Annotated in this window: 19 protein-coding genes; 6 read left to right on the top strand and 13 right to left on the bottom strand. The window is 73.5% G+C overall.

Annotation, left to right across the window (positions count from 1 at the left end):
- The first annotated feature begins 11 nt into the window (after positions 1–11).
- Genes ACFYST_RS20225 through ACFYST_RS20215 form a run of 3 tightly spaced genes read left to right on the top strand, consistent with a single transcriptional unit; the run spans position 12 to position 7,417 of the window.
- The gene (locus ACFYST_RS20225; protein ID WP_387864140.1) at positions 12–4,103 is read left to right on the top strand and encodes a DUF5682 family protein; all 4,092 of its coding nucleotides are present in this window, start codon (positions 12–14) and stop codon (positions 4,101–4,103) included.
- Complete coding sequence (locus tag ACFYST_RS20220) at positions 4,100–5,926, top strand: hypothetical protein (protein ID WP_387864138.1); 1,827 nt, start codon at positions 4,100–4,102, stop codon at positions 5,924–5,926. Before ACFYST_RS20225 ends, ACFYST_RS20220 begins: the two co-directional genes overlap by 4 nt.
- A 60-nt stretch (positions 5,927–5,986) precedes the next feature.
- On the top strand, positions 5,987–7,417 hold the full coding sequence (locus ACFYST_RS20215; RefSeq protein ID WP_387864135.1) for a DUF2252 domain-containing protein: 1,431 nt from the start codon (positions 5,987–5,989) through the stop codon (positions 7,415–7,417).
- 42 nt (positions 7,418–7,459) lie between these two features.
- On the opposite strand, the gene ACFYST_RS20210 is transcribed toward ACFYST_RS20215, so the two are convergent.
- The 6 genes from ACFYST_RS20210 to ACFYST_RS20185 all read right to left on the bottom strand — a co-directional run bounded on the left by ACFYST_RS20210 (position 7,460) and on the right by ACFYST_RS20185 (position 14,707).
- Complete coding sequence (locus tag ACFYST_RS20210) at positions 7,460–8,350, bottom strand: PaaX family transcriptional regulator C-terminal domain-containing protein (protein WP_387864134.1); 891 nt, start codon at positions 8,348–8,350, stop codon at positions 7,460–7,462.
- Positions 8,351–8,402: 52 nt separating this feature from the next.
- Complete coding sequence (locus ACFYST_RS20205; RefSeq protein ID WP_387864132.1) at positions 8,403–10,775, bottom strand: bifunctional salicylyl-CoA 5-hydroxylase/oxidoreductase; 2,373 nt, start codon at positions 10,773–10,775, stop codon at positions 8,403–8,405.
- Positions 10,772–12,400: an AMP-binding protein gene (locus ACFYST_RS20200; RefSeq protein WP_387864129.1), complete on the bottom strand. Its 1,629-nt coding sequence runs from the start codon at positions 12,398–12,400 to the stop codon at positions 10,772–10,774. Before ACFYST_RS20200 ends, ACFYST_RS20205 begins: the two co-directional genes overlap by 4 nt.
- Positions 12,397–13,311: an acyl-CoA thioesterase gene (locus tag ACFYST_RS20195; RefSeq protein ID WP_387864126.1), complete on the bottom strand. Its 915-nt coding sequence runs from the start codon at positions 13,309–13,311 to the stop codon at positions 12,397–12,399. The genes ACFYST_RS20200 and ACFYST_RS20195 overlap by 4 nt, the downstream gene beginning before the upstream one ends.
- Entirely contained in the window at positions 13,311–13,814 is a 504-nt protein-coding gene (locus ACFYST_RS20190) for a cupin domain-containing protein (RefSeq protein WP_387646796.1), read from the bottom strand. The genes ACFYST_RS20195 and ACFYST_RS20190 overlap by 1 nt, the downstream gene beginning before the upstream one ends.
- Positions 13,815–13,900: 86 nt before the next feature.
- A complete protein-coding gene (locus ACFYST_RS20185) occupies positions 13,901–14,707 on the bottom strand; it encodes a fumarylacetoacetate hydrolase family protein (protein ID WP_387864123.1) in 807 nt (268 codons plus the stop codon).
- Between the two features lie 161 nt (positions 14,708–14,868).
- Here ACFYST_RS20185 and ACFYST_RS20180 point away from each other — a divergent pair, with 161 nt between their 5' ends.
- On the top strand, positions 14,869–15,303 hold the full coding sequence (locus ACFYST_RS20180; RefSeq protein ID WP_387646791.1) for a RidA family protein: 435 nt from the start codon (positions 14,869–14,871) through the stop codon (positions 15,301–15,303).
- A 121-nt stretch (positions 15,304–15,424) separates the two neighbouring features.
- Here ACFYST_RS20180 and ACFYST_RS20175 read toward each other — a convergent pair whose 3' ends face one another.
- The gene (locus ACFYST_RS20175) at positions 15,425–16,660 is read right to left on the bottom strand and encodes a peptidase S8 (protein ID WP_387646788.1); all 1,236 of its coding nucleotides are present in this window, start codon (positions 16,658–16,660) and stop codon (positions 15,425–15,427) included.
- Positions 16,661–17,060: 400 nt separating this feature from the next.
- On the opposite strand from ACFYST_RS20175, the gene cynS reads away from it, so the two are divergent.
- Positions 17,061–17,531, top strand: a complete 471-nt coding sequence (gene cynS, locus ACFYST_RS20170) for a cyanase (protein WP_387646787.1) — start codon at positions 17,061–17,063, stop codon at positions 17,529–17,531.
- A gap of 193 nt (positions 17,532–17,724) precedes the next feature.
- A complete protein-coding gene (locus ACFYST_RS20165; RefSeq protein ID WP_387864120.1) occupies positions 17,725–21,678 on the top strand; it encodes a cell envelope integrity protein TolA in 3,954 nt (1,317 codons plus the stop codon).
- A gap of 58 nt (positions 21,679–21,736) precedes the next feature.
- On the opposite strand, the gene ACFYST_RS20160 is transcribed toward ACFYST_RS20165, so the two are convergent.
- From ACFYST_RS20160 to ACFYST_RS20135, 6 genes are all read right to left on the bottom strand, one after another.
- Positions 21,737–22,705: a serine hydrolase domain-containing protein gene (locus ACFYST_RS20160; protein ID WP_387864118.1), complete on the bottom strand. Its 969-nt coding sequence runs from the start codon at positions 22,703–22,705 to the stop codon at positions 21,737–21,739.
- Entirely contained in the window at positions 22,702–23,613 is a 912-nt protein-coding gene (locus ACFYST_RS20155; protein WP_387864116.1) for a DUF6895 family protein, read from the bottom strand. Before ACFYST_RS20155 ends, ACFYST_RS20160 begins: the two co-directional genes overlap by 4 nt.
- Positions 23,610–24,284, bottom strand: coding sequence for a hypothetical protein (locus ACFYST_RS20150; protein WP_387864115.1), 675 nt, complete (start codon positions 24,282–24,284; stop codon positions 23,610–23,612). The genes ACFYST_RS20155 and ACFYST_RS20150 overlap by 4 nt, the downstream gene beginning before the upstream one ends.
- A gap of 58 nt (positions 24,285–24,342) precedes the next feature.
- Positions 24,343–24,525: a hypothetical protein gene (locus ACFYST_RS20145; RefSeq protein ID WP_387646773.1), complete on the bottom strand. Its 183-nt coding sequence runs from the start codon at positions 24,523–24,525 to the stop codon at positions 24,343–24,345.
- Positions 24,526–24,653: 128 nt separating this feature from the next.
- A complete protein-coding gene (locus ACFYST_RS20140; protein ID WP_387864112.1) occupies positions 24,654–25,880 on the bottom strand; it encodes an RNA polymerase sigma factor in 1,227 nt (408 codons plus the stop codon).
- Positions 25,877–26,248 carry a YciI family protein gene (locus ACFYST_RS20135; RefSeq protein WP_387864110.1) on the bottom strand — a complete coding sequence of 124 codons (372 nt, stop codon included), beginning with the start codon at positions 26,246–26,248 and terminating at the stop codon, positions 25,877–25,879. The genes ACFYST_RS20140 and ACFYST_RS20135 overlap by 4 nt, the downstream gene beginning before the upstream one ends.
- Positions 26,249–26,403: the final 155 nt, after the last annotated feature.

Here is a 26,403-nt window from a genome sequence, read left to right as displayed (position 1 = left end):
GGACGTCCGCCGTGGGCGCTGCTGCCGACGCCGTGTCCGAGGCTGCCCCGGCCGGGCCCGCCCATTCCGGCGACGAGCGCCCCGGGCCGTCGGCCACCGACACCGTGCCCGGGGCGTCCCCGGCCGAGGCACTTGCCAGGCTTGCCGGTTCGGGCGTGGACGGCCCCGGGCCCTACCTGATCGGCGTGCGCCACCACGCCCCGTCGATCGCGGCCGTGCTGCCCGCCCTGCTCGACGCGGCGCGGCCGGACGTGCTGCTCGTCGAACTGCCCGAGGAGTTCCAGCCGTGGCTCGGCCTCCTCGCCGACGAGCACACCGAGGCACCGGTGGCCCTCGCCGCCGCAACCGCCGACGAGGGTGCCGGACCGGCGTTCTACCCGTTCGCGGACTTCTCGCCGGAACTGGCCGCCCTCCGCTGGGCCGCCCGCCACGGCGTGCCCGCCCTCGCCTGCGACCTGCCGCTCGCCCACCGCGCCGCCGGCGGTGCTGTCGCGGGTTCCGGCGGCGCGGCCGGGCTCGCCGAGGCACTGCGCCGCCGACTGACCGGCCGCCCCGACGAAGACCTGTGGGACCGCCTGGTCGAAGCCCCCGCCCCCGGCTGCACCCCGGAAGAAATCCGCCGCGCCGCGTTGCTCGTCGGCTGGGCGCTGCGGCAGGACGCCCACATCGTCGACCCGCTCGACCTCCACCGCGAGTCGTGGATGCGCGCCCGCATCCACGCCGCCGGGGCGGACGGCCGCCGGGTGGCCGCGGTCATCGGGGCCTTTCACGCACCGGCGCTGCTCGGCGATGCCGGGGCGGCAAGTGCTCCCGCGGCGACGGACGTTGGTCCGCGGGCAGGGGCTGTGCCGGGGCCGGCAAGTGCCGTTCCGGCCTCGGTGACTGCCCCGTGTTCGTTGGCCGCCTCGCCGGTGGAGGTTGTCCCGGACGCGACGAGCAGCTTGCCTTCGGCAGCTGTCGTGCCGTGGTCGGTCGCTGACGGGCTGGTGGCTGATCCGCCGTCAGCGGCTGGCGCGGTACCGGCGACGAGCGTCCCTTCGGGGGCTGGCGCGGTACCGGCGACGAGCGTCCCTTCGGGGGCTGGCGCGGTACCGGCGACGAGCGTCCCTTCGGGGGCTGGCGCGGTACCAGCGGCGGCCGTCCCTTCGGGGGCTGGCGCGGTACCAGCGGCGAGCGTCCCTTCGGGGGCTGGCGCGGTACCAGCGGCGAGCGTCCCTTCGGCGGCTGGCGCGGTACCGGCGGCGACCGCTCCTTCGGCGGCTGGCGCGGTACCGGCGACTGCCCAGGCACAGCCCGTCGCGACCGTGCCGTCGTCGGAGACTGCGCCTGCGTCGACCGGCGGGCCGGAGTCGTACGTCATCTCGCTCGTCCCCTACACGTACCCGCTGCTCGACGCCCGCTCCGGCTACCCCGCCGGGATTCGCGACCCGGAGTGGCAGCACACCGTGCTGGCCGCCGGCGGAGACCCGGACCGGCTCGCCGCGGAGCTCACCCGCACCGCGGTCCGGATCTGCGACGCGCTGCGTGGCCAGGGGCACCCCGCCGGGCCAGCCGATGCGCGGGAGGTGGTGCGGCTGGCGGGAGACCTGGCCCGGCTGCGCGGGCTTCCGGCGCCGGGGCGTGGGGAGTTGATCGAGGCGGTGCAGACCGCCCTCGCGCAGGGGGAACCGCTCGGGCGCGGTCGGGCTGTTGCCCGGGCGCTCGAGGAGGTGTTGGTCGGCAACCGCATCGGTCGTCCGACCCCGGCCGCGCCCCGCACCGGTCTCGGACCGGCCGTCGAGGCGCTGCTCGTCGAACTCGGCCTGCCCGACGCAGCCGAGCCGTCCGCGCGCGATCTCCGGCTCGACCCGCACCGCTCGTCCCTCGACGCCCGCCGCGAACTGCTGCTGCGCCGCCTGGAAGTGTGCGGCGTGCCGTACGGCGAACCGGTCGCCGTGACCGGTGCGGGCGGCACCGACGCGGTCGGGTCGCGGTGGCGGGTGCAGTGGACGCCCGCCGTTGCCGCGATGCTCACCGTAGCGGGAGTGCGCGGGGTGACGCCCGGTCAGGCCGCCGACGGTGCGCTGCGCGAGCGCTTGCGGCGCGAACGGGAGGCGGGCGGCTCGACGGCCCGGCAGACCATCGACGGTCTCGCCGCCGCCGCCGGGTGCGCCCTGCCCGCGCTGACCGCCACCCGGCTCGGCCAACTCGCCGAGGAGGTACCGGCGGTGGCGTCCCTCGCCGAACTGCTCGACGGGCTCGCCCTGCTCGACCGGTTCGCCGCCGGGCACCTGGCCGGCCGCGAGGCGGTCGCGCCGCTGCTCGGCCAGGCCGCCGAGGCCGCCGAATCGCTCACCGCCGCCGCGGTGAGGGGGCTCGAGGGCCTGGCCGGTTCCGACGACTTCGCCGACGCCCGCGCCCTGGTGGAGTTCGCCCGCCGGGCCGACGCCGACGGCGGCATCCGGCTCGGCCACACCCTCCGCCGCCTCGCCGACGACGGCTCGCCGCTGATCCGCGGCGCCGCCGGCGCGACCAGGGTGCTGCTCGGCCACCAGGAGCCCGCCGAGTTCGGCGGGCGGGTCGCCTCCTGGGTGGACGCCGCCTCCGCCCCGGCGGGCCGGGAGGCACTCAGTCGGTCTCTCGGCGGGCTGCTCACCGCGGCCGAGGGGCTGCTCACCGCCGCCCCGGCCGCGCTCGAACCCCTGCTGGCCCGCGTCACCGAGCTCTCCGACGAAGCCTTCCTGGACCGATTGCCCGCCCTGCGTGGCGGGTTCGACACACTCAGCCCGGCCGCCCGCGACCGGCTGCTCGCCGTCGTCGAGGAACGCCTCGGCGCCCGGGTCGACACCCTGCCGACCGAGCTCGACCCGGCCACCCTCGCCACCTGGGCCCGGGCCGATCTGACGGTGCGTCAATTGCTCGAAGCCAGCGGCCTACTGGTCGAAGGTGCGGGATCTCTCGACGAGCTTCACGCGCCCGACGAGCCAACACGCCCGACCGGAACCCCCGGAACGACCCTCCCGCCCGCCGACCGCTGGCGGCTGGTACTCGGACGCCCGGGCAGCGGCCCGGCCCCGACCGGCCGGTCCGCGCGACTCGCCGCCGCGCTCGACGAGCTGTACGGCACCGGCCGGGGCGAGGGTTCCGCGCCCGGCCCGACCGGTGACCGGCGCGGTGGCCGGGAAGCCCCGTACCCGGGCGTCCGGGAGTGGTCGGAGGAACTGGTGGCCCTGTTCGGGCCGGGCATCCGCGAGGAGGTGCTCGCCGCCGCGGCCGGCGCGGGCCGTACCGATGTGCTGGAGGCGCTCGCCCCAGAGGCCGTCCGCCCCTCGGTCGAGCTGCTGCGCACGGTGCTCCAGCACGCGGGCGGCCTGCCCGAAGCGCGCCTTGCCGCCCTGCGCCCGCTGGTCCGGCGGCTGGTGGAGGAACTGTCGCGCGAGCTGGCGAGCACCCTCCGCCCCGCGCTGACCGGACTCACCCTGCCCCGGCCGAGCCGCCGTCGCGGCGGCCCGCTCGACCTCGACCGGACGATCCGGGCCAACCTCGCCACCGCCCGTCCCGGCGCCGACGGAAGCACCGTGATCGTGCCCGAACGGCCGGTCTTCCGGACCAGGGCCACCCAGGCCAACGACTGGCGGCTGATCCTCGTCGTGGACGTGTCCGGGTCGATGGAGGCGTCCACCGTCTGGGCCGCGCTGACCGCGTCGATCCTGGCCGGGGTCCCGTCCCTGACCGCGCATTTCGTGGCCTTCTCGACCGACGTCGTCGATCTGAGCGGACGGGTCGACGACCCGCTGGGGCTGCTCCTGGAGGTCCGCGTCGGCGGCGGGACGCACATCGCGGCGGGCCTGCGGTACGCCCGCGAGCTGGTCACCGTGCCGTCCCGCACGCTGATCGCGGTGGTGAGCGACTTCGAGGAGGGCTACCCGCTCGGCGGGCTCCTGACGGAGACCCGGGCGCTGGTAGGCGCCGGCTGCCAGCTGCTCGGCTGCGCCGCCCTCGACGACACCGGAAAGCCGCGGTACTCGGTAGCCGTCGCCGAACAACTCGTCGCCGCGGGCATGCCGATGGCGGCGCTCAGCCCGCTGGAACTGGCCCGCTGGGTGGGGGAGAAGATCCGATGACAGACACCCGATGGCCCGCGGTGGCCGCCGAGGTGGTCGCGGAGGTGGTGTCGGCCCTGTCGGCGCGCCTCCAGAAGCGGCTCGACGGCGCGGCCGCCAAACTCGCCGACCGCCCGATCGAGCGGACCGGCGACGACTGGACGCTGCGGATCGACGACGAGACCGTGCTGGTCCTGCACGCCCCCGGCGGCACCGTCCGTACGGCCGACGACGTCCGGTGCGGCTGCCTGCTCGCCCCCGACTGCCTGCACCGCGCCGCCGCCGTCACGGCCGCGCCCGTAGCCGACGAACCGGTGCCAACGCCTTCGGAACCCGTGCCGGACACGGGAGTTGACGCCCCGCCGCCGGACGAGCCGCTCACTCCCGCCGAGGCCGAAGCCGTCGACCGCCTGCGCCGGGTCGCGGCCGACACCTTGGCCGCCGGCATCAGCGGCGCCGGCAGCATCCTGCAGGCGGAACTGCTGCGCACCGCCCACCAGGCCCGGCTGCTCGGCCTGCACCGGCCGGCCGCGCTGGCCACCACCGTGGTCACCCGGCTGCGCGCCGCCCGGGCCGCCGAGCCCGGCCACCGGCTCGCCGACCTGGCCACCGCCCATCGCGAACTGCTCGGCGCCACCACCACCGTGTCGACGCCCGGGGAGCTGCGCGGAGCGGCCCGGCAGACGTACCGGGAGGTCGGCTCGCTGCGCCTGTACGGGCTGTTCGCCGAGCCGGTGGTGTCGGCCACGCACGCCGGTGTGACGGTCTGGGTGGTGGACGCCGACGGGAAGCTCGCCACCGTCTCCGACGTCACCCCGCACGCCGATCCGGCCGAAGCCGCGCAACTCGCGGGGGCGGCGGCCGGCCGGCCGGTCCGGCTGGGGGACGCGGCGCTGTCGCACCGCGACCTCGCCCGCGCCGGGCTGGTCGTCCAGGGCGCGACCCGGACCGAGTCCGGGCGCCTCGGCGCGGGCGCGCAGGTCCGGGCCGTGCGCGCCGCCGGGGCCGACTGGGACGAGGAGCCCGTCGCCCGGCTCTGGGCGGAACCGGTGCCCGCCCAGATCGCCCGCGCCCTGACCGCCGGACGCACCCCGCACGAGCGGCGGCCCGCCGGGTCGGACCTGCTGTTCCTCGACGTCACCGTGCTCGGCCCCGGCGCCGTCCCCGGTTCGCCCGGCCCGCAACTGCTCGCCGAGTGCGCGGGGACGACGGTGGCGCTGCTGCCCGCCCACGACCACCCGCGACTCGCCTTCGCCGCCAACCTCGCGGCACTCGCCTCCGTACCCGGCCTGCCGCTGCGCGTGATCGGCCGCCTGGAGCGCGCCACCCACCCGCGCCTGCGCCTGCTGGCCGCCGCCCCCGCCCCGGGACGCCCCGGCCCGCCGCTCACTCTGCCGCCCGCGCACCGCAACCGCGTCAGCCTGGGCCTGGAACGCCTTCAACACGCCGACCTGCCGCCGGGCCGCGCCGAAGCGCCGCCTGCCGCCGCGTTCCCCCCGCAGCCGCCCTTCCACCTGCTGACCCGCCCGCTCGAACAGGCCGTCACCGGCGGCCGCCGGGCGCTGGCCGGACGCTCCGCGCAGGCCGCCGCGGAAGGGCGCGGGCTGCGGGCGGTGGGTCTCGGCACCGCAGAGCAGTTGCTGGTCGCGCTGCACGCGGCGGCGGCGGATCGGGGGCGTGATGTGTTCGGCCGTCTGCACAGCGCCGATCACCTGGGCTTTGCCGCGGCCTGGCTCGCTGCCGCGCGCTACCAGGAGGAACTGGTCACCGCACTCTGCGCGGCCGCCTGGCCGGCCGAGGCCGCCGTTGATCCGACAGGCCGGATCGGCCCGGTGCCGAGATGATCGGAGGTGGGCGTCCGCCGGGCGCCGGAGATGGGTGGGGTGGGCGCGAGGAGGCCTCGGATGGACCAGGAATCGACCACGGCGATCCGGGCCGTGCCGAACGCGACGCCCGAGGAGCGGGCGGCGCTCGGGCGGGAGGCCCGGCGGCGTGCCCCGCGTTCGAGTCATGCGGAGTTCCGGGCGGCGAAGGACCGGCCGGATCCGTTGAAGATCCTGAAGGCGCAGTCGGCGGTCCGGCTGCCCGAGCTGGTGCCGATCCGCTACGCCCGGATGATGGAGTCGCCGTTCCGGTTCTACCGGGGCGCCGCCGCGATCATGGCCTCGGACCTGGCGGGCTCGCCGGATTCCGGTATCCGGGCCCAGCTGTGCGGCGACGCCCACATGCTGAACTTCCGGCTGCTGGCCTCGCCGGAGCGTCAGCTCCTGTTTGACATCAACGACTTCGACGAGACACTGCCCGGCCCCTGGGAGTGGGACGTCAAACGGCTGGCGGCCAGCCTGGTGATCGCCGGGCGGGCCAACGATTTCGACGACGGGGTGCGGGCCGACATCGTGCGGGCCACCGTCCGGTCGTACCGCGAGTCGATGATCCGCTTCGCCGCCCTGGGCAACCTCGACCTCTGGTACACCCGGATGGACTCCGCCCAGCTCCAGGCCCTGGCCACCGGACGCCTCCACAAGCGCGGCCGGACGATGCTGGCCCGCAGCATGGCCAAGGCCCGCACCCGGGACAGCCTCCAGGTCTTCGGCAAACTCACCCGGGTGATCGACGGTGAGGTCCGGATCGCCCCCGACCCGCCGCTGCTGATGCCCATCGACGAACTGCTGCCGGAGATGCAACGTGCCGCGCTGGAACGGGAGTTCCGTAGTCTGGTCGAACGCTACGGCAGCACCCTCAGCTCCGACCGGCGTACCCTGCTGGCCGACTACCGGCTGGTGGACGTGGCCCGCAAAGTGGTCGGCGTCGGCAGCGTCGGCACCCGCTGCTGGATCTTCCTGATGCTCGGCCGGGACGGCCAGGACCCGCTGTTCCTCCAAGCCAAGGAGGCCGGCCCGTCCGTGCTGGCCGCCCACGTCGGCGCCAGCGAGTACCACAACCAGGGCGAGCGGGTGGTGGCCGGCCAGCGACTGATGCAGGCCGCCAGCGACATCTTCCTCGGCTGGGAGCGGGTGCGGGGCCTCGACGACCGGCAGCGCGACTTCTACATCCGCCAACTGCGCGACTGGAAGGGCATCGTGGTCGCCGAGGACCTGGTGCCGTCCGGCATGCAGGTCTTCGGCGAGGTCTGCGGATTCACTCTGGCCCGCGCCCACGCCCGCTCCGGCGACCGGATCGCCATCGCCGCGTACCTGGGCAAGAAGGACGTGTTCGACCACGCGCTGGTGTCGTTCGCCGAGGCGTACGCGGACCAGAACGAACGCGACCACCGGGCGCTGGTCGACGCCGTCAAGGCCGGCCGGCTGCCCGCCGAGGAACTGCCCGCCGGCTAGGCCGCATTTCGTTCGGCTCTTTCGTTCGGCTCGAAAAACGGCCTAACGGGGCGACCAGTACGGCGCGGCGTGGGCGAGGGCGCGGCCCTCGAGGGCGGCGACGAGTTGTTCGAAGAGGTGGACGGCGGCGGGGCCGGACCAGTCGGGGGGCAGGACCTGCGGGGGCAGGCCCGGGTCGCGGAAGGGGAGTTTGCGCCAGTCGTCGACCACGGACAGGTAGCCGGTGAAGGCGTCCCGGCCGTCCACGAACGCGGTCGCGGCCAGGCGGTCGGCCTCGGCGGTGCGGTCGGTGAGGAACTCCCGGTAGCGGCGGTCGATTTCGTCCAGGTCCCAGCCCTTGCGGACCATCGCGGCGAGGTCCTGCCCGCCGACGTGGTCGCCGGTGAAGAGGGCGCACTGGTCGGTCAGGCCGAGTTCGTCGATGGCGCGTCCGGCGGCGGGGAGCATGCGGGCGGGGGCGATCCACACCGCCGCGCCGATGTTGCCGAAGCCGAGCGCGGCCAGGTGCGCGGTCAGTTGGTGGCGTCTGGCGCGGGCGGACTCGGGGACGGAGAAGTTGACGAGGCACCAGCCGTCGGCGAGGTCGGCGGGCTGCCGGGCGTGCCAGATCACCTCGTCGCCGGCGGCCAGTGCCTCCAGCGCGGCGGGCGTCAGTGCGTATCCGCGGACGCCGGAGCGGGTCTGGGCCTCCAGCCAGCCGCGCTGCTTGAGCCGGAAGACCGCGGTGCGGACGCTGGAGGCGTCCAGGCCGGCCTGGGTGAGCAGTTCGACGGTGCCGGCGATCGGCATCCAGTTGCCCAGCTTGCGGACGACGGCGCCGAGGAAGGTGACCAGCACGGTGCGGGAACGGCGTGCCGCGGTGGGCCGGGCGTCGTCCGTGGGCTCGGCCGTCCCGCCGAGTGCCCCGCTCGTCCCGCCGAGTGTCTCGCTCATCCCAGTGAGTATGACGGACGTCGAACCGATGATCGGACCGCACCCCGGGCCCTCACGCGGGAGCCCCGATCCGGTCCGGCGTCCACCGCAGGTGCACGGTGGCGGGGGCGCCGTCGCGCAGCAGCGACAGCCGGGGCGGGACGCGGTCGGTGCGCGCGGTGGGCGGGCGGCGGCGTCCGGCCCGCCACTGCACCGGCCAGTCGGCGCCCGCGCCGCGGTAGTTCTGTTCGGCCGCCGCGTGCAGCGTCCACTGCGGGTCGTACAGGTGGGTGCGGCCCAGTGCGCACAGGTCGGCGCGGCCGGCCAGCAGGATCGAGTTGACGTCGTCCCAGGAGGAGATCGCGCCTACCGCGATCACCGCCACGCCCGCCGGAGCGGCCACCCGGTGGCGGATCCGGTCGGCGAACGGCGTCTGGTAGGAGCGCCCGTAGGCCGGCTTCTCGTTCCTGGCGACCTGCCCGGAGGAGACGTCGATCGCGGCCGCGCCGTGTTCGACGAAGGCCCGGGCGATCTCCACCGCGTCCTCCTCGGTGGTGCCGTCCGGCAGCCAGTCGGTCGCCGAGATGCGCACCGTCACCGGGATCCGCTCCGGCACGGCCCGCCGGACGGCGTCGAACACCTCCAGCGGGAAACGCAGGCGCCGGGGCAGGCTGCCGCCGTACGCGTCGGTGCGGCGGTTGGCGACGGGGGAGAGGAAGGAGGACAACAGGTAGCCGTGCGCGGCGTGCACCTCGATCAGGTCGAAGCCCGCCTCCACCCCGCGCCGCGCCGCCGCCTCGAAGTCGGCGAGCACCCGGTCGAGGTCGGCGCGGGTCGCTTCGCGCGGCACGTGGCAGCCGGGCCCGTACGGCAGCGCGGACGGCCCGATCACCTCCCAGTTGCCGTCGGGGAGCGGCTCGTCGATGCCGTCCCACATCAGCCGGGTCGAGCCCTTGCGGCCCGAGTGGCCGAGCTGGAGGCCGATCTTCGCCGAACTGTGCTGGTGCACGAAGGAGGTGGTGCGATGCCAGGCGTCGCGCTGCGCGTCGTTCCACAGGCCCGCGCAGCCGGGCGTGATCCGGCCCTCGGGGGAGACGCAGACCATCTCGCTCATCACCAGGCCCGCGCCGCCGAGCGCCTTCGAGCCCAGGTGCACCAGGTGGAAGTCGCCGGGCACGCCGTCCACCGCGGAGTACATGTCCATCGGCGAGACGACGACGCGGTTGTTCAGCTCCAACTCGCCGATCCGCACCGGCTGGAACATGGCCGGCGCCGCCGCCAGCCCCTGCTGCCGGGCGAAGTCGCCCTCCACCAACGCGGCGAACTCCGCGTCGCGTTCCTTCAGGTTCTCGAAGGTGATCCGGCGCGAGCGGGTCAGCAGGTTGAAGACGAACTGGGCGGGCTCCTGGTCGGCGTACATGCCGATGTTCTCGAACCATTCCAGCGAGGCCTGCGCGGCCCGCTGGGTCGATTCGACCACCGGCCGGCGCTCCTCCTGGTACGCGGCCAACGCCTCGGGAACGGTTGCCCGTTCGTGCAGGCAGGCCGCCAGCGCCAGGGCGTCCTCCATGGCGAGCTTGGTGCCGGAGCCGATCGAGAAGTGCGCGGTGTGCGCGGCGTCGCCGAGCAGCACCACGTTGCCGTCGTACCAGCGCTCGTTGCGGACGGTGGTGAAGTTCAGCCAGCGCGACTTGTTGGTGAGGACCTGGTGGCCCTTCAGCTCCTCGGCGAAGATCTCCGCGATCCGGGAGACCGCGTCGTCGTCGGACTCGCCCGGCCCGAACTCCTGCCCGGCGGTGCGGTCGAAGCCGGCCCGCCGCCACACCTCTTCGTGCATTTCCACGATGAACGTCGAGCCCGTCGCCGAGTACGGGTAGCCGTGGATCTGCATGGTTCCCCACTCCGTCTGCTTGACGAAGAACTGGAACGCCTCGAAGACCAGGTCGGTGCCGAGCCAGATGTACATGTTGTGCCGGGTGTCCAGCGACGGGCGGAACGCCTCGGCGAGCGAGGTCCGTACGGCGGAGTGCACACCGTCCGCCGCCAGCACCAGATCGTGGGTGGCCCGCAGTTCCTCGACGTCCGGCGCCGGGGTGCGGTAGTGGACGCGCACGCCGAGCTCCGCGGCGCGCCGTTGGAGGATCTCCAGCAGGTCCTTGCGTCCCATCGCGGCGAACCCCTGCCCGCCGACGGTGAACCGGTGGCCGTTGAAGTCGACGTCGATGTCCGTCCAGCGGGCGAAGCCGCGCTCCATCGCGGCGTGCACCACCTCGTCCGCGCCCGCGATGCCGGTCAGCGTCTCGTCGGAGAACACCACGCCGAAGCCGAAGGTGTCCTCGGGGGCGTTGCGCTCCCACACCGTCACCCGGTGCGAGGGGTCCAACTGCTTCATCAGCGCGGCGAAGTACAGCCCGCCCGGGCCGCCGCCGACCACCGCGATCCTCATGCCGTGCCCTCCACTGCCGAGTCCTCGACGAGCCTGCGCAGCCGGAAATGCTGGAGCTTGCCGCTGGGATTGCGCGGCAGCGCCTCGACGAACCGCACCTCGCGCGGGTACTTGTACGGCGCGAGCTGCCGCTTCACGTGGTCCTGGATGCTGCGGGCCGTCGCCGGGTCCGCCGCCGCGCCCGGCCGCAGCACCACGAACGCGCAGACCACCGAGCCGCGTTCGGCGTCGGGCGAGGCCACCACCGCCGACTCCACCACGTCCGGATGGGTGTCCACGGCGGCCTCCACCTCGGGCCCGGCGATGTTGTAACCGGACGAGACGATCATGTTGTCGCTGCGCGCCCGGTACCAGAAGTAGCCGTCCTCGTCGCGGACGAAGGTGTCGCCGGTGACGTTCCAGCCGTTGAGCACATAGTCGGCCTGGCGCTCGTCGTCCAGATACCGGCAGCCGACCGGGCCGATCACCGCCAGCCGCCCCTCCTCGCCCGGGCCGAGCTCCTCGCCGTCCGGGCCGAGCACCGTCGCCCGGAACCCCGGCACCGGCCGGCCCGTCGCACCCGGGCGGATCTCGTCACCCGCGGCCGAGATGAAGATGTGCAGCAACTCCGTCGCGCCGATGCCGTCCACCACCCGCAGACCGGTCTCCGCCCGCAGCTGCTCCCACACCTCCAGCGGGATGTGCTCGCCCGCGCTCACCGCCACGCGCAGAGATGAAATCCGATGCGTCAGACCGGACTTGACGATCTGCCGGTACGCGGTCGGCGCCGTCGCCAGCACCGTCACCCCGTGCTCGGCCACCAGCTCGGCCAGCTGCGCCGGCGTCGCCGACTCGGTCAGGAACGCGCACGCGCCCGCCCGCAGCGGGAACACCACCAGCATGCCCAGCCCGAAGGTGAACGCCAGCGGCGCCGTGCAGGCCACCAGGTCGTCCGGGCGCAGCCGCAGGGTGGAGGTGCCGAAGGTGTTGTCGATCGACAGCAGATCGCGGTGGAAGTGCACGGTGATCTTCGGGACGCCCGTGGTCCCGGAGGTCGGCCCGAACAGCGCCACGTCGTCCGCCGCCGTGTCCACCGCTGCGAACCGGCCCTCCTTGCCCGCCGCCCGCTGCACCAGGTCGTCCTTCGCGCCGCCGCCGACCGGCACCACCGTGAGCTCCGGGAGGCCCCGCACCTCGTCCAGGAAGCGGTGGTCCACCAGCGCCAGCACCGGCCGGGTCTTCGCGACGATCGGCCCCAACTCCCGTGCCCGCAAGGCCGCCATGGTGGCCACCGCGATCCCGCCGGCCCGCAGCACACCCAGCCAGGCCGCCACCGCCCACGGATTGTTCGGCGAACGCAGCAGCACCCGGTTGCCCGGCACCAGGCCCAGATCCTCGGTCAGCACCTGCGCCACCTGCGCCGACCGCAGCTGCAACTCGCCGTACGTCCACACCTCCCCGCCCGGCGTGCGCAGCGCCGGCCGGTCCGGGCCCAGCGCGGCGACCTGACGGTCCAGCAACTCCACTGCGGCGTTCAGGCGTTCGGGGTAGTGCAGCGACTCGGTGGTGAACTCCAGCACCGGCCACTGCCCGGCCGGCGGCAGGTGGTCGCGCGCGAACGTGTCACGGAAGCCGGACTCCGTCATCTGCCGTCCCCCGCCCGGATCATGCCCTCCTGGAGCACCGTCGCCAGATGCACACCGTCCGGCGTGAAGAACCGGCCCTCGCCGAGACCCCGGCCGGACTCCGCCGCCACCGCCTGCTGCGCGTACAGCAGCCAGCCGTCCAACACCCCCGGGCGCGGCGCCCGGTGGAACCACATCGCATGGTCCAGGCTCGCCGTGACCAGCCCCGGCCGCGCCCACCCCAGGCCCAGCACCCGCAGCACCGGCTCCAGGATCGTGTAGTCGCACACGTACGCCAGCGCCGCCGCGTCCCGCTGCGCGTCGTTCAGCCCCTCCACCGGCCGCAGCGCGTCGAACGGCCGCACCCAGACCGCCTGGTGCGGCGCCCGCCCGCCCTCGACGTCCAGGTACACCGGGCCCGGCACGTGCCGCAGGTCGAAGCTGCGCCCCGCCGACCAGTACTCCTTGGACGCCTTCGTCATGGTGCCGCCCTCGCGGTCGGCCAAGTAGGCGGCGGAGCCGGGCAGTTCATCGGGGTCGGGAAGGGCACCGGGCGGCGCGGCGGCGAAGCTGCCGCCGGGCTCGCCCGCCGCGAAGTTGGCCAGGCACACGTACAGCGCCTTGCCCCGCTGGTAGGCGCGCACCTGCCGGGTCGCGTAGCCGCGGCCGTCGCGCAGCAACTCGACCTCGTGGCGCACCGGTTCGCCGATCTCGGCCGGGCGCATGAAGTACGAGTGCATCGAGTGCAGCACCTTGCCGTCCCCGACCGAGCGCATCGCCGCGGCCGCCGCCTGGGCGACCAGGTCGCCGCCGTACGCCTTCGGCCACGGACAGGGCTGGGTGACGGCGGTGAACGCGAGGTCGAAGTGCTCGGGTGCGACGGGCTCCAGGGCGACGGCCGCGGCGAAGAACTCCGAGGTGGTGTCGGCCATCAGGGCCGCTCCAGCCAGTCGGGGAGCTCCGCGTCCGGCACCTCGGGCAGGTTGACCACGATGTTCTCCGGGGTGCGGGTGGTCATCCAGGTCAGCGGGCGGTTGCGGTCGAGGTTGCACTCCACGTGCGGCATGAACGGCGGGACGAACACCCAGTCGCCCTCGGCGAGATCGACGTAGTCGGCGAACTTCGCGCCGAAGTAGATCCGGCCCCGGCCCGACAGCACGTAGCCGCCGGTCTCCGCCTCGCCGTGGTGGTGCGGCACCGACCGGTAGCCGGGCTCGTTGCCGACCTTGCCGAACCACAGCCGCTTCGCCGGGGTGTGCTGGATGCTGACGCCGGAGATCCGGGTGGCGCCCGCCGACTGCCCGGTGTCGGCGGGCTCGTTGCCCGCCCTGGTCACCACCGGGACCACCAGGCCGCTCTCGGTGGCGTACACCGAGTTGTCGCCCTCCAGCAGGTACGAGCTGTAGTCGGGGGAGTTGCCGGGGGTGGGGTCCATGGGAAGCTCCTCGTCGTTGAGGGTCGGTTCGAGAGAGTTCGCTCTGCTGGATCGTCGGCGGTGCCGTGTACGACGGTGGTGCGGGGTCAGTCGGTGAGGCGCACCGTGTTGCGCAGGGTGCCGATGCCGGAGATCGACGTCTCCAGCACGTCGCCGTCGGCCAGGAAGCGCTGCGGGTCGCGGGCGGCGCCGACGCCGCCGGGCGTCCCGGTGAGGACCAGGTCGCCCGGGCGCAGCACGGTGAACGTGGAGATGTAGGCCAGCAGGTCGGCGGCGTCGAAGACCAGCGTCTTGGTGCTGTCGCGCTGCACCTGTTCGCCGTTGACCCGGCAGACCACCTCCAGTCCGGCCGCCGGGTCCACCTCGTCCGGGGTGACCACGACCGGGCCGACCGGGCAGGATCCGTCCCAGGCCTTGCCCTGGAGCCACTGCGCCGTCCGGTTCTGCCAGTCCCGCACCGAGACGTCGTTCGCCACCGTGTAGCCCGCGATCCCGGCCAGCGCCGCCGCCCGGTCGGCGCGGCGCAGCGTGGCGCCGACCACCACCGCAAGCTCGGCCTCCCAGTCCAGCTGGAGGCCGCGCGGCAGCACCAGGTCGTCCTGCGGCCCGGCCAGCGTGTCCGCGAACTTCGCGAACAGCGTGGGGTGGGACGGGAGTTCACGTCCCATCTCGCGGATGTGCTCGGCGTAGTTCAGCCCGCAGCAGAGCACCTTGCCCGGCGTGGGCAGCGGCAGCACGGGGACGGCGCCGGGGATCGGCTCGCCGGGCTGCGGCGTGGCGCCGGTGCGCAGGAAGGCCGACAGGTCGGGGGCCGGGAGCGCGTGCCAGACCTCACCCCGGAGCACCGCGGCACTGCTGCCGCCGCCCGGGCGGGTGACCGTTGCGAGACGCATGGGAGGAACCTCCACTTCGGCACCGCTGCACGCCGCCCGGTGCCGGGAGCGTTGTTTCAATGGTTCTGCGACCGTCACAAGACTGTCAATAGCTGCTACGGTGACGCGCACCGAAGACACCCGACAGCACCAGACGGTTACCAGACCCGCAGGAGTCCTCCATGGCGAGCTACTCGGCCCCCGTCCCGGTCAACCCCGCGTCGCTGCCCGAGCCGCGCGGCTACTCGCACGGCACGCTCTGCGGCAACACCCTCCACCTCGGCGGCCAGACCGCCCTCGACCGGGACATGCGGATCGTCCCCGGCGGCATCGTCGAACAGTTCCGGCAGGCCTTCGGCAACGTGCTCGCCACGCTCGCCGAGGCCGGCGGCCGGCCGGAGGACCTGGTGAGCATCACGCTCTACCTCACCGACATCCCCGACTACCAGGCGCACGGCAAGCAGATCGGCGAGGTCTGGCGCGAACTCGCCGGGCCGGTCTACCCGGCGATGGCCGGCATCGGCACCACCGCGCTGTGGCAGCCCGAGGCGATGATCGAGATCCTCGGCGTCGCCGTCATCCCCGACGACCGGCTGATCCGCCCCGCCGCGTCCTGACCTTTCGCCCTGTTGCTGCCCTGATCATTGACGGCCGCACCCACAACGGAACAAGGGCGGTGACGCGCAGGAGAGGGGGAGTCCCTGCGCGCCACCGCCCGTCGGTGGGTCTGTCCGAGCGTCAGCCGGTGAAGGCCGCCGTGCCGTGCGGGGTGCCGAGGCCGGTCGGGCCGTCGTAGCCGGTGGTGGCGGTGCACAGGTAGCTCGGCGAGCAGCTGCCGTTGGAGCCGGTGGTGACGTCGTACAGCGAACCGGTGTGCGCGTACGGGAACGAGGACGGGTAGGAGCCCGCCGACGGCGTCCCGGCCAGCGCGTAGACGCTCGCGATGATCGGCGACGAGGCGCTGGTGCCGCCGTACACCGCCCAGCCGCTGCCGCCGTACGTCTGGTAGACCGCGACGCCGGTGGCCGGGTCGGCGACCGCCGAGACGTCGGCTATCGTGCGCTTGGCGCAGCCGGTGTCCGTCTGCCAGCTCGGCTTGGCGTCGTAGGCGGAGCAGCCGGAGCCGGTGCCCTCGGTGGAGTTGGTGTACCAGACCGACTCGCCCCAGCCGCGGGTGCTGGAGTTGCGGTTCAGCGAGGTGCCGCCGACCGCCGTGACGTACTTCGAGGCGGCCGGGTACTGCGCGCCGTACGCGCTGTCGCCGGAGGAGACGGTGACGGCCACGCCCGGGTGGTTGAAGTACGTGCTGTCGTACGAGGCGTCGGAGGAGGACTCGCCGCCGCCGTAGCTGTTGGACACGTACTTGGCGCCCAGCGAGACCGCGGTGTTCACCGCGGTGCCCAGGTTGGTCATGGTCGCGGTGGTGGCCTCGACCAGGATGATGTGCGCGTTCGGCGCGATCGCCGAGACCATGTCCAGGTCGAGCGAAATCTCGCCCGCCCAGCCGGAGTTGGACGTCGGCAGCTTCGTCCCGCCGGTCTGGTTGACCTTCTTGAAGCACCCGTTCGCGGTGGTGCAGGCCGGCAGCCCGTACTGCGCCCGGTAGACCGCCATGTCGGACTCGGCGTTCGGGTCGTTGTACGCGTCGACGATCGCGATGGTGGTGCCCGCACCACCGTTCGCCGGGAGGTTGTACGCACTCAGCAGGTCCGCCGGGCCGTAGCCGGACGGGGTCGCGTTCGGGGTGACGCCGAGCGCGTTGACGTGCTGCGTCGCGTTGGTGACCTTCAGCGCGTGGCAGCTCATGGTGTCGCCCTTGGCGAGCGCGTCGCACGCCCGCACCCAGGACACTCCGCCCTTGCTGTAGGTGGTGGGCATGGACTGGGCGCCGGCCGGCGAGGCGGCGAGACCGGTGAACGCGGAGAGGACGAGTGCGGCGGCACCGATGAGGGTCGGCGCGGTGGGGGTACGCAAGGAAGGGCCTCCTGGGGTCGCTGAACCGGGAGCACAACGGCGGACAGGCAGGCAGGAGTTGACGGCGTGATTGGGGGCCGCGGCTCCTGCACCTGGGGAAATCGCACTGGTGAGCCGCGTTCGACGCTAGTGATGCTGTCCCGTCAACTGCAATGCGCGGCAAGGAGATTGGACCTGCCCTTTACCGGCGGGGGGCCGCAGGTGACGGTTCCTCCATACACAGAACGGCGGGGGTAAAGGACGCCTGTCTTTCTCATCTGCGAGCCGCCATATAGATGCGATCTATCGTGACTATCGGCAGCAACTCTTGGACGCTATGGGTGCAGGTCATGCATGGTGGATCTCGCCGGCCCACCGGGCCGGTACACCACCTTCACCCCCGCAAGAGGAGCGCAACCTCATGGTGCACGCGCAGTTCTCCCCGACCGCCCGCGAGGCCCTCGCCGCCCAGGCCGTCGACGCCAAGACCCGCAAGAACCTCACCTGGAAGCAGATCGCCGACGCCTCCGGCCTCTCCGTCGCCTTCACCACCGCCGCCGTCCTCGGCCAGCACCCGCTGCCGAAGGACTCCGCCGACGCGGTCGCCGAGCTGCTCGGCCTCGACGAGGACGCCGCGCTGCTGCTCCAGACCATCCCGGTGCGCGGCTCGATGCCCAACCGCATCCCCACCGACCCGACCATGTACCGCTTCTACGAGATGCTCCAGGTCTACGGCACCACCCTCAAGGCACTCGTCCACGAGGAGTTCGGCGACGGCATCATCTCCGCCATCAACTTCAAGCTCGACGTCAAGAAGGTCGCCGACCCCGACGGCGGCGAGCGCGCCGTCATCACCCTCGACGGCAAGTACCTCCCCACCAAGCCGTTCTGACACCCGGCCGCATCCTCGCGCGGCCGTGCCCCCGTCCGCCCCTCCGGGCCCGCGGGGGCACCGGCATGCCGCCGGGCCGTCCGGAAATGTGTCCGAATTGTGGTGGCGATGGTGCGTGCACGGCCCTAGACTCCGGCTGCTCGAACGTCGGTGATCGGCACGGGCGTTGAGCGACGAACCTTGGGGGGTTCCGATGAGATTGCTGCCGTCGTCCGGCAGGCACCGACGCGCCGTCGGTGTGTTCGCGGCGGGCGCGCTGCTGCTGACCTCGCTGGTCGCCCAGTCCGGCACCGCCTTCGCGGCGGCCGGCGGGTCGTCCGACGCCGCCAAGCCCGCGGCCGAGGCGCCGCGCGCGGGGGGCCCGGAGGCGAAGGCCGAACCGAAGGCCGAACCGAAGGCCGCGCCGAAGCCGGACCCGCAGGCCGAGCACCAGGCGGCCGCGAAGGCGCTGCAGGAATCCGGCCCGACCGGGGCCTGCCCGGCGGAGCTCGACCCGAAGGCACCCGTCACCTGCACGATGGACGGGTCCGGCACCGCGAGTTCGACGCTGAACGTGACGCAGGACCACGACCTGGTCCTGTTCCAGGTGCTCGCCACCCAGCAGTACAGCCTGACCAGGACGCTGACCGCGCCCGACGGCTCGACCGTCGCCTGCGAGAACGTGATCTCCTACGCCTCCGGCGCGTTCCGCTGCGCGACCGGGCAGGCCGGCACGTACACCCTGAACCTGACCAACGCCTACGGGGCGAACTCGATCTCCGTCGCCTACCTGCCGCTGCTGTCCACCGGCGCGTGCAAGACGGTGGCCGGCGACGACAGCAAGCTGGGCACCGCGAAGTCGTTCAGCGGCTCGCTGGGCACCGGCGCGGTCGGCGACTGCTACACCACCGACCTCGCCCCGGGCGACCTGCTGCGCACCTACGGGCCGAACTACCAGGCCACCTGGACCGTCTACGACGGCACCGGCAAGCGGATCTGCGACTCCTACACCACCGGTAACTCGAGCAGCGGCCTGGACTGCGCGCTGACCGGCACCGCGCCCTACCGGGCGACGGTCCAGCAGGTCTCCGGCCAGGCGGTCAACTACACCTTCGCCGCCGCCCGGCTGTCCCGGCCCGAGGGCTGCGCGACCGTCCAGCCGCAGGCCTACGGCGAGGCCCCCGACCTGACCTCCACCACCCGCTGCCGCACCCTGCGGGTGGCCGCCGACGGCCGCTACCAGTACAGCTGGGTGAACAACTCCGGGACGTACCTGCGCGGTCGGCTGTTCCGCACCGACGGCACCCCGGACAGCTGCCAGAGCACCGACTGCACGCTGACCGCCGGCGACCACACCTGGGTGCTGGACGGCGACTCCGGTGACGTGGGCGCCTACGGGATGACGCTGCGCTCGGCGACCGAGACCCGCGGCTGCACCGCCACCCCCGACGACGGCTTCGCCTCCGGCGCCGTCACCGGCACCTTCGACAGCGCCGGGCAGGCCCGCTGCCTGACCCTGCCGACCGCCTCCGGCAAGGGCCTGTACCTGCTCAACCGGCCGCCCACCGACGGAGCCGCGGCCACCGTCGAGATCGACGACGCGGGCGGCGTCAAGCAGTGCGACAACGGCGGCTACGGCTACGCGGCCTGCAAGCTGACCGGCACCGCCCCGTTCCGGGCCGTGCTCACCGCCGGCGCCGGCAAGCCGTACGGGCTGATCGTCCACCGGACCGACAGCGCCGCGGGCTGCACCGCCTGGCCGCAGTCCGGCTACGGCGGCTCCTGGGGCACCGAGGTCTCGCTGAACGCGACCGACCCGCAGCGCTGCCTGAGCATCCCGACCGACCAGCACGCGCCCGCCGAAATGCTGGACTACGCGAACAACCTGAACCAGGTGAACGCGTCCGTGTCCATCACCGACGGCACCGGCGCCGCGGTCTGCTCGACGCAAGGCAGCTCCACCACCACCTGCCGGTTCACCCCGGGCACCTCGTACACGGCGGTGCTGGCCGGCGGCCAGACGGACACCTACAAGATGGTGCGCCGGGACATCTCGCCGAGCGCGCCGTGCACCACCCGCTCCTCGACCGCCGTCGGCGGCCCGTCCACCCCGTTCGACTTCACCTCGGCGCTGGACGCCCGCTGCGTGCGGATCACCGGCGCGGCCACCGACAAGTTCTGGCTGACCAGCCGCACCACCGGCAACCGCTACGAGGCCGGCACGCTGCTGATGGCGGTGGACGCCGACGGCAAGGTCCAGTGCCGGCAGTGGGGCGTCTCCTGCAAGATGACCGGTTCGACCTCGTACGTGGCCCTGGTGGTCGCGTCCGGTTACCAGGGCAAGGCGGTCCACGCGAACGTCGACGCCTGGAAGGTCGGCGGGGCGGACGGCTGGGCCCCCGAGTGCAACGGCAACGTGCTGTCGGCGAACGGCTTCCCGCAGCACAGCGGCATGCTCACCGAGACCGACACCGCGTACTGCGGCGTGATCGACCTGAAGGCCGGTCAGGGCATCACCGTCGCGGGCACCACCAGCAACGCCGGGTCCTTCCTGCCGCCGTGGCTGGCGATCTCCGGCCCGAACGAGTGGACCGACTCCTACAACAGCTACCAGTGCTTCCAGAACTACGGCCAGTTCGGCGGCGCCTGCACGAACTGGAGCTCCACCGACGGCCGGGCGCTGCTGATGGTCACCCCGGACAAGTCCCCGACCCCGGTCGAGTACACCCTCCAGGGCCTGGCCGGAGGCACGAGGCCCGACTACGGCACGCCGCAGACGATCACCCCGGCGACCGGCCGGGCCGGCACCCTGCTGCCGGCCGTGATCCGCGGCACCGGCCTGACGATGGGCAGCAAGATCAAGCTGTCGCAGAGCTCCACGAACAGCCTGGTCTGGCCGCAGTCGGTGAACGCCGACGGCACCGTGCTGAACGTGCTCGTCGACACCAGGAACCTGGCACCCGGCAAGTACGACCTGCTGCGCGACGGCATGGGCTACACCCCGGGCCAGGCCTCGCCGGGCTACGTGCCGAACGCCTTCGAGGTCACCGCGGCCGACACCCCCGTCAAGTCCCGGTTCGTGCCGCTCACTTCGGCCCGCCTCCTGGACACCCGCGACGGCACCGGCGCGCCCAAGGCTCGCATCGGCGCGGGTGGGACGACGAGCCCGCAGGTGACGGGTGCCAACGGCGTCCCGGCCACCGGCGTCACCTCCGTCGTGCTGAACGTGACCGCCGTCGACCCCAGCGAGGACGGACACCTCACCGCCGGCCAGTCCGCGGTGCCGAGCCTGACCTTCGCCGCCCACCGCACCACCGCCAACCAGCTGACGGTGCCCGTGGTCAACGGCAAGATCGACCTGCGCAACGACACCGGGACGCTCGACCTGGTCGCCGACCTCGCCGGCTACTACACCGACGCCACCGACCAGGGCTCCGCCCTCACGCCGATCACCCCCGCCCGCTTCCTCGACACCCGCGACGGCACCGGCGCGCCCAAGGCCCGCATCGGCGCGGGCCAGACGGCTGCCGTGCAGGTGACGGGCGTCAAGGGCGTCCCGGCCGACGGCGTCACCGCCGTGGTCATGAACGTGACGGCCGTGTCCCCGACCGCGACCGGCTGGATCACCGCCCACGCCGACGGGCAGCCGCTGCCCGGCACCTCGAACCTCAACTTCACCCCCGGCCGGACCGTCTCCAACCTGGTGACCGTCCCCGTGGTGAACGGCAAGGTCGACCTGCACAACAGCGCCGGCACCGTCGACCTGGTCGCCGACGTCACCGGCTACTACTCGGCGACCGGCACCAGCACCTTCAGCCCCGCCACCCCGCTGCGCCTGCTCGACACCCGCGACGGCACCGGCGCCCGCCAGGGCACCGTCGGCGCGGGCGGCATCGTCAGCTTCCAGGTCGGCGGCGTCGATGGCGTGCCGTACGGCGCCACCGCTGTACTGCTGAACGTCACGGCCACCGACCCGACCGCCACCGGCTACCTGACCGCCTACCCGCACGGCACCGACCGTCCTGGTACCTCCAGCCTCAACTACGTGGCGGGCCAGACGGTTTCGCACCAGGTGCTGGTCCCGGTCGTGGATGGGCGGGTGGTGTTCTACAACTCCACCGGGAACGTGAACGTCACCGCGGACCTGACCGGCTGGTTCGCCGCCTGACCGGTTGAGAGCATTCGATGGGCCGTCGACGCAGCCAGCGTCGGCGGCCCGTTCTGCGTCAGAGCGCGCGGAAGAGCCGGTAGCCGGTCTGGATGAAGCGGCCGTCGACCCGGGGGCCGGCGTTGGTCAACGCGGCCAGGGCGGTGCCGCGTTGGGGGGAGAAGGCGATGAAGGACGTGCAGCCGCGGGTGCCGCCGGAGTGGAAGAGGACGTCGCCGTCGGGAGTCGGGCGGAGGTTCCAGACCAGGCAGATGCGGTCCGTGGAGCGGGGTTTGACCAGGCGTGGTTGCTGGACGTCGTGGAGGGCGGTTTCCAGCGAGGTGCTCGGGGCGATGGCCGGGTCGAGGTGGAGGGTCAGGTAGCGCAGCAGGTCGCGGGCGGTGGAACGGACGGCGCCGGCGCCCGGCAGGGCGGGGATCTCCCAGGGCGGGAGCGGACGTCCGTGCAGGTGGCCGACGGCGGCGCCGGGCTCGCAGCCGGTGCCGGTGAGTCCGAGCGGTCCGGCGATGCGGTCGGCGAGCAGCGCCGGGTAGGTGCTGTCGGTGCGTTCGGCGAGGGTCCGGCCGAGCAGGCCGACGCCGTAGTTGGAGTAGTGCACCCGTTCACCGGGCTTGTGCCGCAGGCGAGTTCGGGTGATGGCCAGGTCCAGGTCCTCGGCGGAGTAGGCCGCGTACGGGTTGGTGAACCAGGAAGGCAGTGCCGAGCGCCGCAGGCCGGGCGGCAGGCGGGGGAGGCCGGAGGTGTGGGTGGCTAGGTGGAGGAGGGTGAGCGGGGTGTCGGAGACGGTGACGGTGTCCTGGAGGCTCAGGTCGTTCCGGGCGACCAGTTCGGCGAGCAGCAGGGCCGTGAACGTCTTGCTGACCGACCCGAGTTCGAAGCCGGTGTCCGGCGTGACCGGCTCGCTGGAGAGGCCGTCCGTTCGGCCGTGGCAGAGCAGTTGTTCGCCGTCGTCGGGGGAGACGGTGGCGAGGGCGATGGCGGACCCGCGCGGTACGGTCCGGGCGAGTGCCGTGAGGTGCGGGTTCACCGGAGGGCGCGGGCGAGGGTGAGGGTGCCGGCCACCACGCCGACCACGGCGGTGTGTTCGTTGTCCTTGAAGGCGCGCGCCGGGTCCTCGTCGACGGGGTCCAGGTCGCGTGGCAGCAGGCCGTCCTCGCGCTGGGCGGCGAGCAGGTGCTCCCAGCTCCGCGGGTCGCAGACCGGCTCGGGCAGGCAGGCGTCCACGATCAGCAGTTCGCCGAGCAGGTCCCACTGGCCGGTCTCCTGCCAGATGTCGGCCCACACGGGCAGCCAGGCGGCCAGGTACTCGCGCAGCGGCGCGGGCAGCCGGTCGGGCAGAGCGCCCCAGTCGGTGAGGTGGAAGACGGTGTGGGTGACGCTGTAGGCGGTCATCCAGTCGATCGCCCAGGGTTCGGGCCGGGCGCCGAGCCAGGTCGCGGTGGCGAGCGCGTCCCAGGCGGGTCGGCTCTCCAGTCCGATCACGTGCCGGGCGTTGGCGACGGCCAGGCGCCGGTTCGGCATCGACTCCACGGCGTGCGTGGCGCGCAACCCGTCGAGGCCGCGCAGGAGTTCGTCCAGCGACGGGTGCCGGTAGCCGGCCCGGTGGAAGTGCAGGTAGGTCTCCAGCGGGTCGCTGAGCAGCATGTGCCGGAACTGCCGTTCGTACAGCAGGTCGCCCTGGCGCAGTTGCTGCCAGCCGAAGTCGAGCAGCACCCGGGCACGCTCCCGTTCGGCCGGGCCGGAGACGGTCTCGCGCAGTACCAGGGAGGCGGCGAGGGCGCATTCGCCGATCGGCTTGTAGGCGTTGTCGGGGTCGGAGAGGTCGGCCCCTCCGTCGGGCGGCAGGGCGCCGAGGCCCTGCTCGTGCGCGGTGTGCAGCCACTCCAGCGAGCGGGTGGCCAGCCGGTGGGCGTCGGCGAGCACGGCCGGGTTCATGCGGCGGCCAGGTGCTGGGCGACGGCCAGGTCGAGGGCGCTGCGCGCGGTGCCGTCGCCGGTCAGCGCCAACTGCCCCAGCAGCGGCGGTAGTTCCAGCGCGGACGGGGTGCCGGTGTGCTGCAGCCAGGCCAGCCAGCGGACCAGCCGGGCGGCGGTGCGGTGGTCGCGGCGCAGCACGGCGCGGGCGGCGCCGCGGGCGAGTGCGAGCGGGTGCTGGTGGGCGAGCCGGTGCACCGGGCCGTCCAGGGTCGGCAGAGCGAGGCAGGACAGCTGCGCCATCCGCACCGACCAGTGCTGCCAGCCGTCCTCGCCCGGGTCGGGCGGCGGGGGCGGGGGCGGGGCCAGGACGGGGTAGCCGGCGAGGGAGAGGAGTTCGGCGGTGGCCCGGTCGCGCCACACGTGGATCCCGGACTCGTCGGAGGGGAACAGCCGGAACGCCTGGGCGGCGAGCTCGGCGGTCTCCGGCGGGGTCGGGACGCCGGTGAGCAGGGTGGGGGCGAACACGTCCGGGCCGAGCACCCGGACTCCGGCCAGCAGGGCCTGCGGCTCCGGTGCGGCGGGGGCGGGAAGAGCCGCGCCCTCGGCGCCGGTGAGAGCGTCGAGGGTGCGGCCTGCCGCCCACTCGGTCGCGGCAGCGAACTCCCGCTGGGGCGATTCGGCGAACGGCATGGGGTCTGCTACTTTCTTCCGATTCTTCCGGGTTTTCCGATTTGATGCCGGGTCGGTGCTACTTCTTCTCCTTGGGACCCTTCGGGGAGAGCAGCAGGGCGAGCAGGAGCACGCCGACAGCCTCGGGGCGGTACAGCGGGGCGTCGCTGACCGTCGACTCCTCTTCGGTCATCAGCGCCCGCACGGCGCCGAGTTCGGGCGTCGTCGCGCGGTGCGGAGCAAGCACGGTCTGGGCAAGCATCGGATACGCCTCCTTGGGGAAGGACGGACGTCATCGTCGGATCGACGATGTCCTTTCCCCACGCTAGGTGCGGCCCCGGATCGACGCATGTGGAGTTCCGGCTCCGCTGTCAGGGGCATGACCTCATGTCATGGACGCGACTGCCGGGCCCGCGCCCGGGCCGCCCGGAACTCCAGATGGCGCTGCTCGGCGAGGCTCGCGGTGGCCTTCGCGGCACGCCGGTAGTGCGCGAACGCCCCGGCCAGGTCGCCGCTCCGCTCCAGCAGGTGCGCCCGCACCGACAGCAGCCGGTGGTGGCCGGCCAGCCGCCCGTCCTCGTCCAGGGCGGCCAGCAGCGCCAGGCCCGCGGCCGGGCCCTCGGTCTCGGCGAGGGCGATCGCGCGGTTGAGCGTCACCATCGGGTTGGGCGCGATCCGTTCCAGCACCAGGTACAGCGCGTGCACCTGCGGCCAGTCGGTCTCCGCCGCGGTGGCCGCGTCGGCGTGCGTCGCCGCGATCGCGGCCTGCAACTGGTACGGCCCCAGCGCCGGATCCGCCAGCGACGCCCGGACCAGCGCCATGCCCTCGCCCAGCAGCGCGCGGTCCCACTTCGAGCGGTCCTGCTCGTCCAGCGGCACCAGGTCGCCGGACGCCGTCGCCCGCGCCTCCCGGCGGGCGTGTGTCAGCAGCATCAGCGCCAGCAGCCCCGTCACCTCGCTGTCGCCCGGCAGCTGTTCATGCACCGTCCTGGTCAGCCGGATCGCCTCGCGGGCGAGGTCCGCGCGGTGCAGCTCGCTGCCCGAGGACGCCGTGTAGCCCTCGTTGAAGATCAGGTAGAGCACGTGCAGCACCACCCGCAGCCGCTCCTCGCGCTCCGCGCCGACCGGCAGCACGAACCGGCTGCCCGCAGCCCGGATCCGCTGCTTGGCCCGGCTGATCCTGGCCGCCATCGTCGCCTCCGGCACCAGGAACGCGCGGGCGATCTCCGCCGTCGTCAGACCACCCACCGCACGCAGCGTCAACGCCGTCCGGGACGCCGCCGTCAGCGTCGGATGGCAGCACAGGAACAGCATCGCCAGCGTGTCGTCGGTGCCGGGCACCTCCTCCGGCACCACCTCCGCAGCCATCGCCCACTCCCGTTCGCGGCGCGCCCGGTCGCTGCGCACCTGGTCCACCAGCCGCCGCGACGCCACCGTCACCAGCCAGCCGCGCGGACTGTCAGGCACACCCTCCGCCGACCACTGCACAGCCGCCGCCAGCACCGCCTCCTGGACGGCGTCCTCGCAGCCCTCGAACCGGCCGTACCGGCGGACCAGCGTGCCGAGGACCTGCGGCGCGAGCTCACGCAGCAGGCCCTCGAAGTCGGTTGCTGTCATGCCTCCAGGTTTCCGTCGGAGAACATCACCTGACGCACCTCCACCCCCAGACCCGCGATCGCCGCGTCCGGGATCTGCGCCGCCAGCTCGACCGCCCGCTCCTTGTTCTCGCAGTCCACCAGGTAGAAGCCGCCCAGGAACTCCTTCGCCTCCAGGAACGGACCGTCCGTCACCACCGTCTGCCCGCCCCGCACCGACACCACCGCCGACTGCGACGGATCCACCAGCGCCTGCGTGAGGATCAGCTCGCCGGAGTCCTTCAGCGTCTGGATGAACCTGCCGTGGCCGGCGCCGAGACCCGCCTTCTCCTCGTCGGTCAGCGCGTCCAGCACCGCCGGGTTGATGTGCAGGCCGATCAGGAACTTCATCTCGCACTCCTCGTGGTTCGGCGGCCCCGGCCGGGGCCCTCGGGGTGTGGTCGGAGCCGTCGACGCGGTCTTGACATTTTTCGGGCGAGTTCCGGGCGAGAAATTTTTCGCCCGTCGGGACGGGTGGGGGTGTCAAGAACCGCGCGGCCGCTCCG

Source organism: Kitasatospora sp. NPDC004614, assembly GCF_042873675.1.
In the GTDB taxonomy this organism is placed as follows: Bacteria; Actinomycetota; Actinomycetes; order Streptomycetales; family Streptomycetaceae; genus Kitasatospora.
The sequence above is the reverse complement of the archived record's forward strand: the minus strand, read 5'-3'. Positions and strand labels throughout refer to the sequence as shown.

Coding starts and splice junctions, on each gene's coding strand:
- ACFYST_RS20135 (WP_387864110.1), bottom strand. CDS start 26,248: ATGAAGTTCCTGATCGGCCTGCACATCAACCCGGCGGTGCTGGACGCG.
- cynS (WP_387646787.1), top strand. CDS start 17,061: ATGGTGCACGCGCAGTTCTCCCCGACCGCCCGCGAGGCCCTCGCCGCC.
- ACFYST_RS20145 (WP_387646773.1), bottom strand. CDS start 24,525: ATGCTTGCCCAGACCGTGCTTGCTCCGCACCGCGCGACGACGCCCGAA.
- ACFYST_RS20215 (WP_387864135.1), top strand. CDS start 5,987: ATGGACCAGGAATCGACCACGGCGATCCGGGCCGTGCCGAACGCGACG.
- ACFYST_RS20210 (WP_387864134.1), bottom strand. CDS start 8,350: ATGAGCGAGACACTCGGCGGGACGAGCGGGGCACTCGGCGGGACGGCC.
- ACFYST_RS20150 (WP_387864115.1), bottom strand. CDS start 24,284: ATGCCGTTCGCCGAATCGCCCCAGCGGGAGTTCGCTGCCGCGACCGAG.
- ACFYST_RS20200 (WP_387864129.1), bottom strand. CDS start 12,400: ATGACGGAGTCCGGCTTCCGTGACACGTTCGCGCGCGACCACCTGCCG.
- ACFYST_RS20180 (WP_387646791.1), top strand. CDS start 14,869: ATGGCGAGCTACTCGGCCCCCGTCCCGGTCAACCCCGCGTCGCTGCCC.
- ACFYST_RS20205 (WP_387864132.1), bottom strand. CDS start 10,775: ATGAGGATCGCGGTGGTCGGCGGCGGCCCGGGCGGGCTGTACTTCGCC.
- ACFYST_RS20185 (WP_387864123.1), bottom strand. CDS start 14,707: ATGCGTCTCGCAACGGTCACCCGCCCGGGCGGCGGCAGCAGTGCCGCG.
- ACFYST_RS20140 (WP_387864112.1), bottom strand. CDS start 25,880: ATGACAGCAACCGACTTCGAGGGCCTGCTGCGTGAGCTCGCGCCGCAG.
- ACFYST_RS20165 (WP_387864120.1), top strand. CDS start 17,725: ATGAGATTGCTGCCGTCGTCCGGCAGGCACCGACGCGCCGTCGGTGTG.
- ACFYST_RS20190 (WP_387646796.1), bottom strand. CDS start 13,814: ATGGACCCCACCCCCGGCAACTCCCCCGACTACAGCTCGTACCTGCTG.
- ACFYST_RS20155 (WP_387864116.1), bottom strand. CDS start 23,613: ATGAACCCGGCCGTGCTCGCCGACGCCCACCGGCTGGCCACCCGCTCG.
- ACFYST_RS20195 (WP_387864126.1), bottom strand. CDS start 13,311: ATGGCCGACACCACCTCGGAGTTCTTCGCCGCGGCCGTCGCCCTGGAG.
- ACFYST_RS20220 (WP_387864138.1), top strand. CDS start 4,100: ATGACAGACACCCGATGGCCCGCGGTGGCCGCCGAGGTGGTCGCGGAG.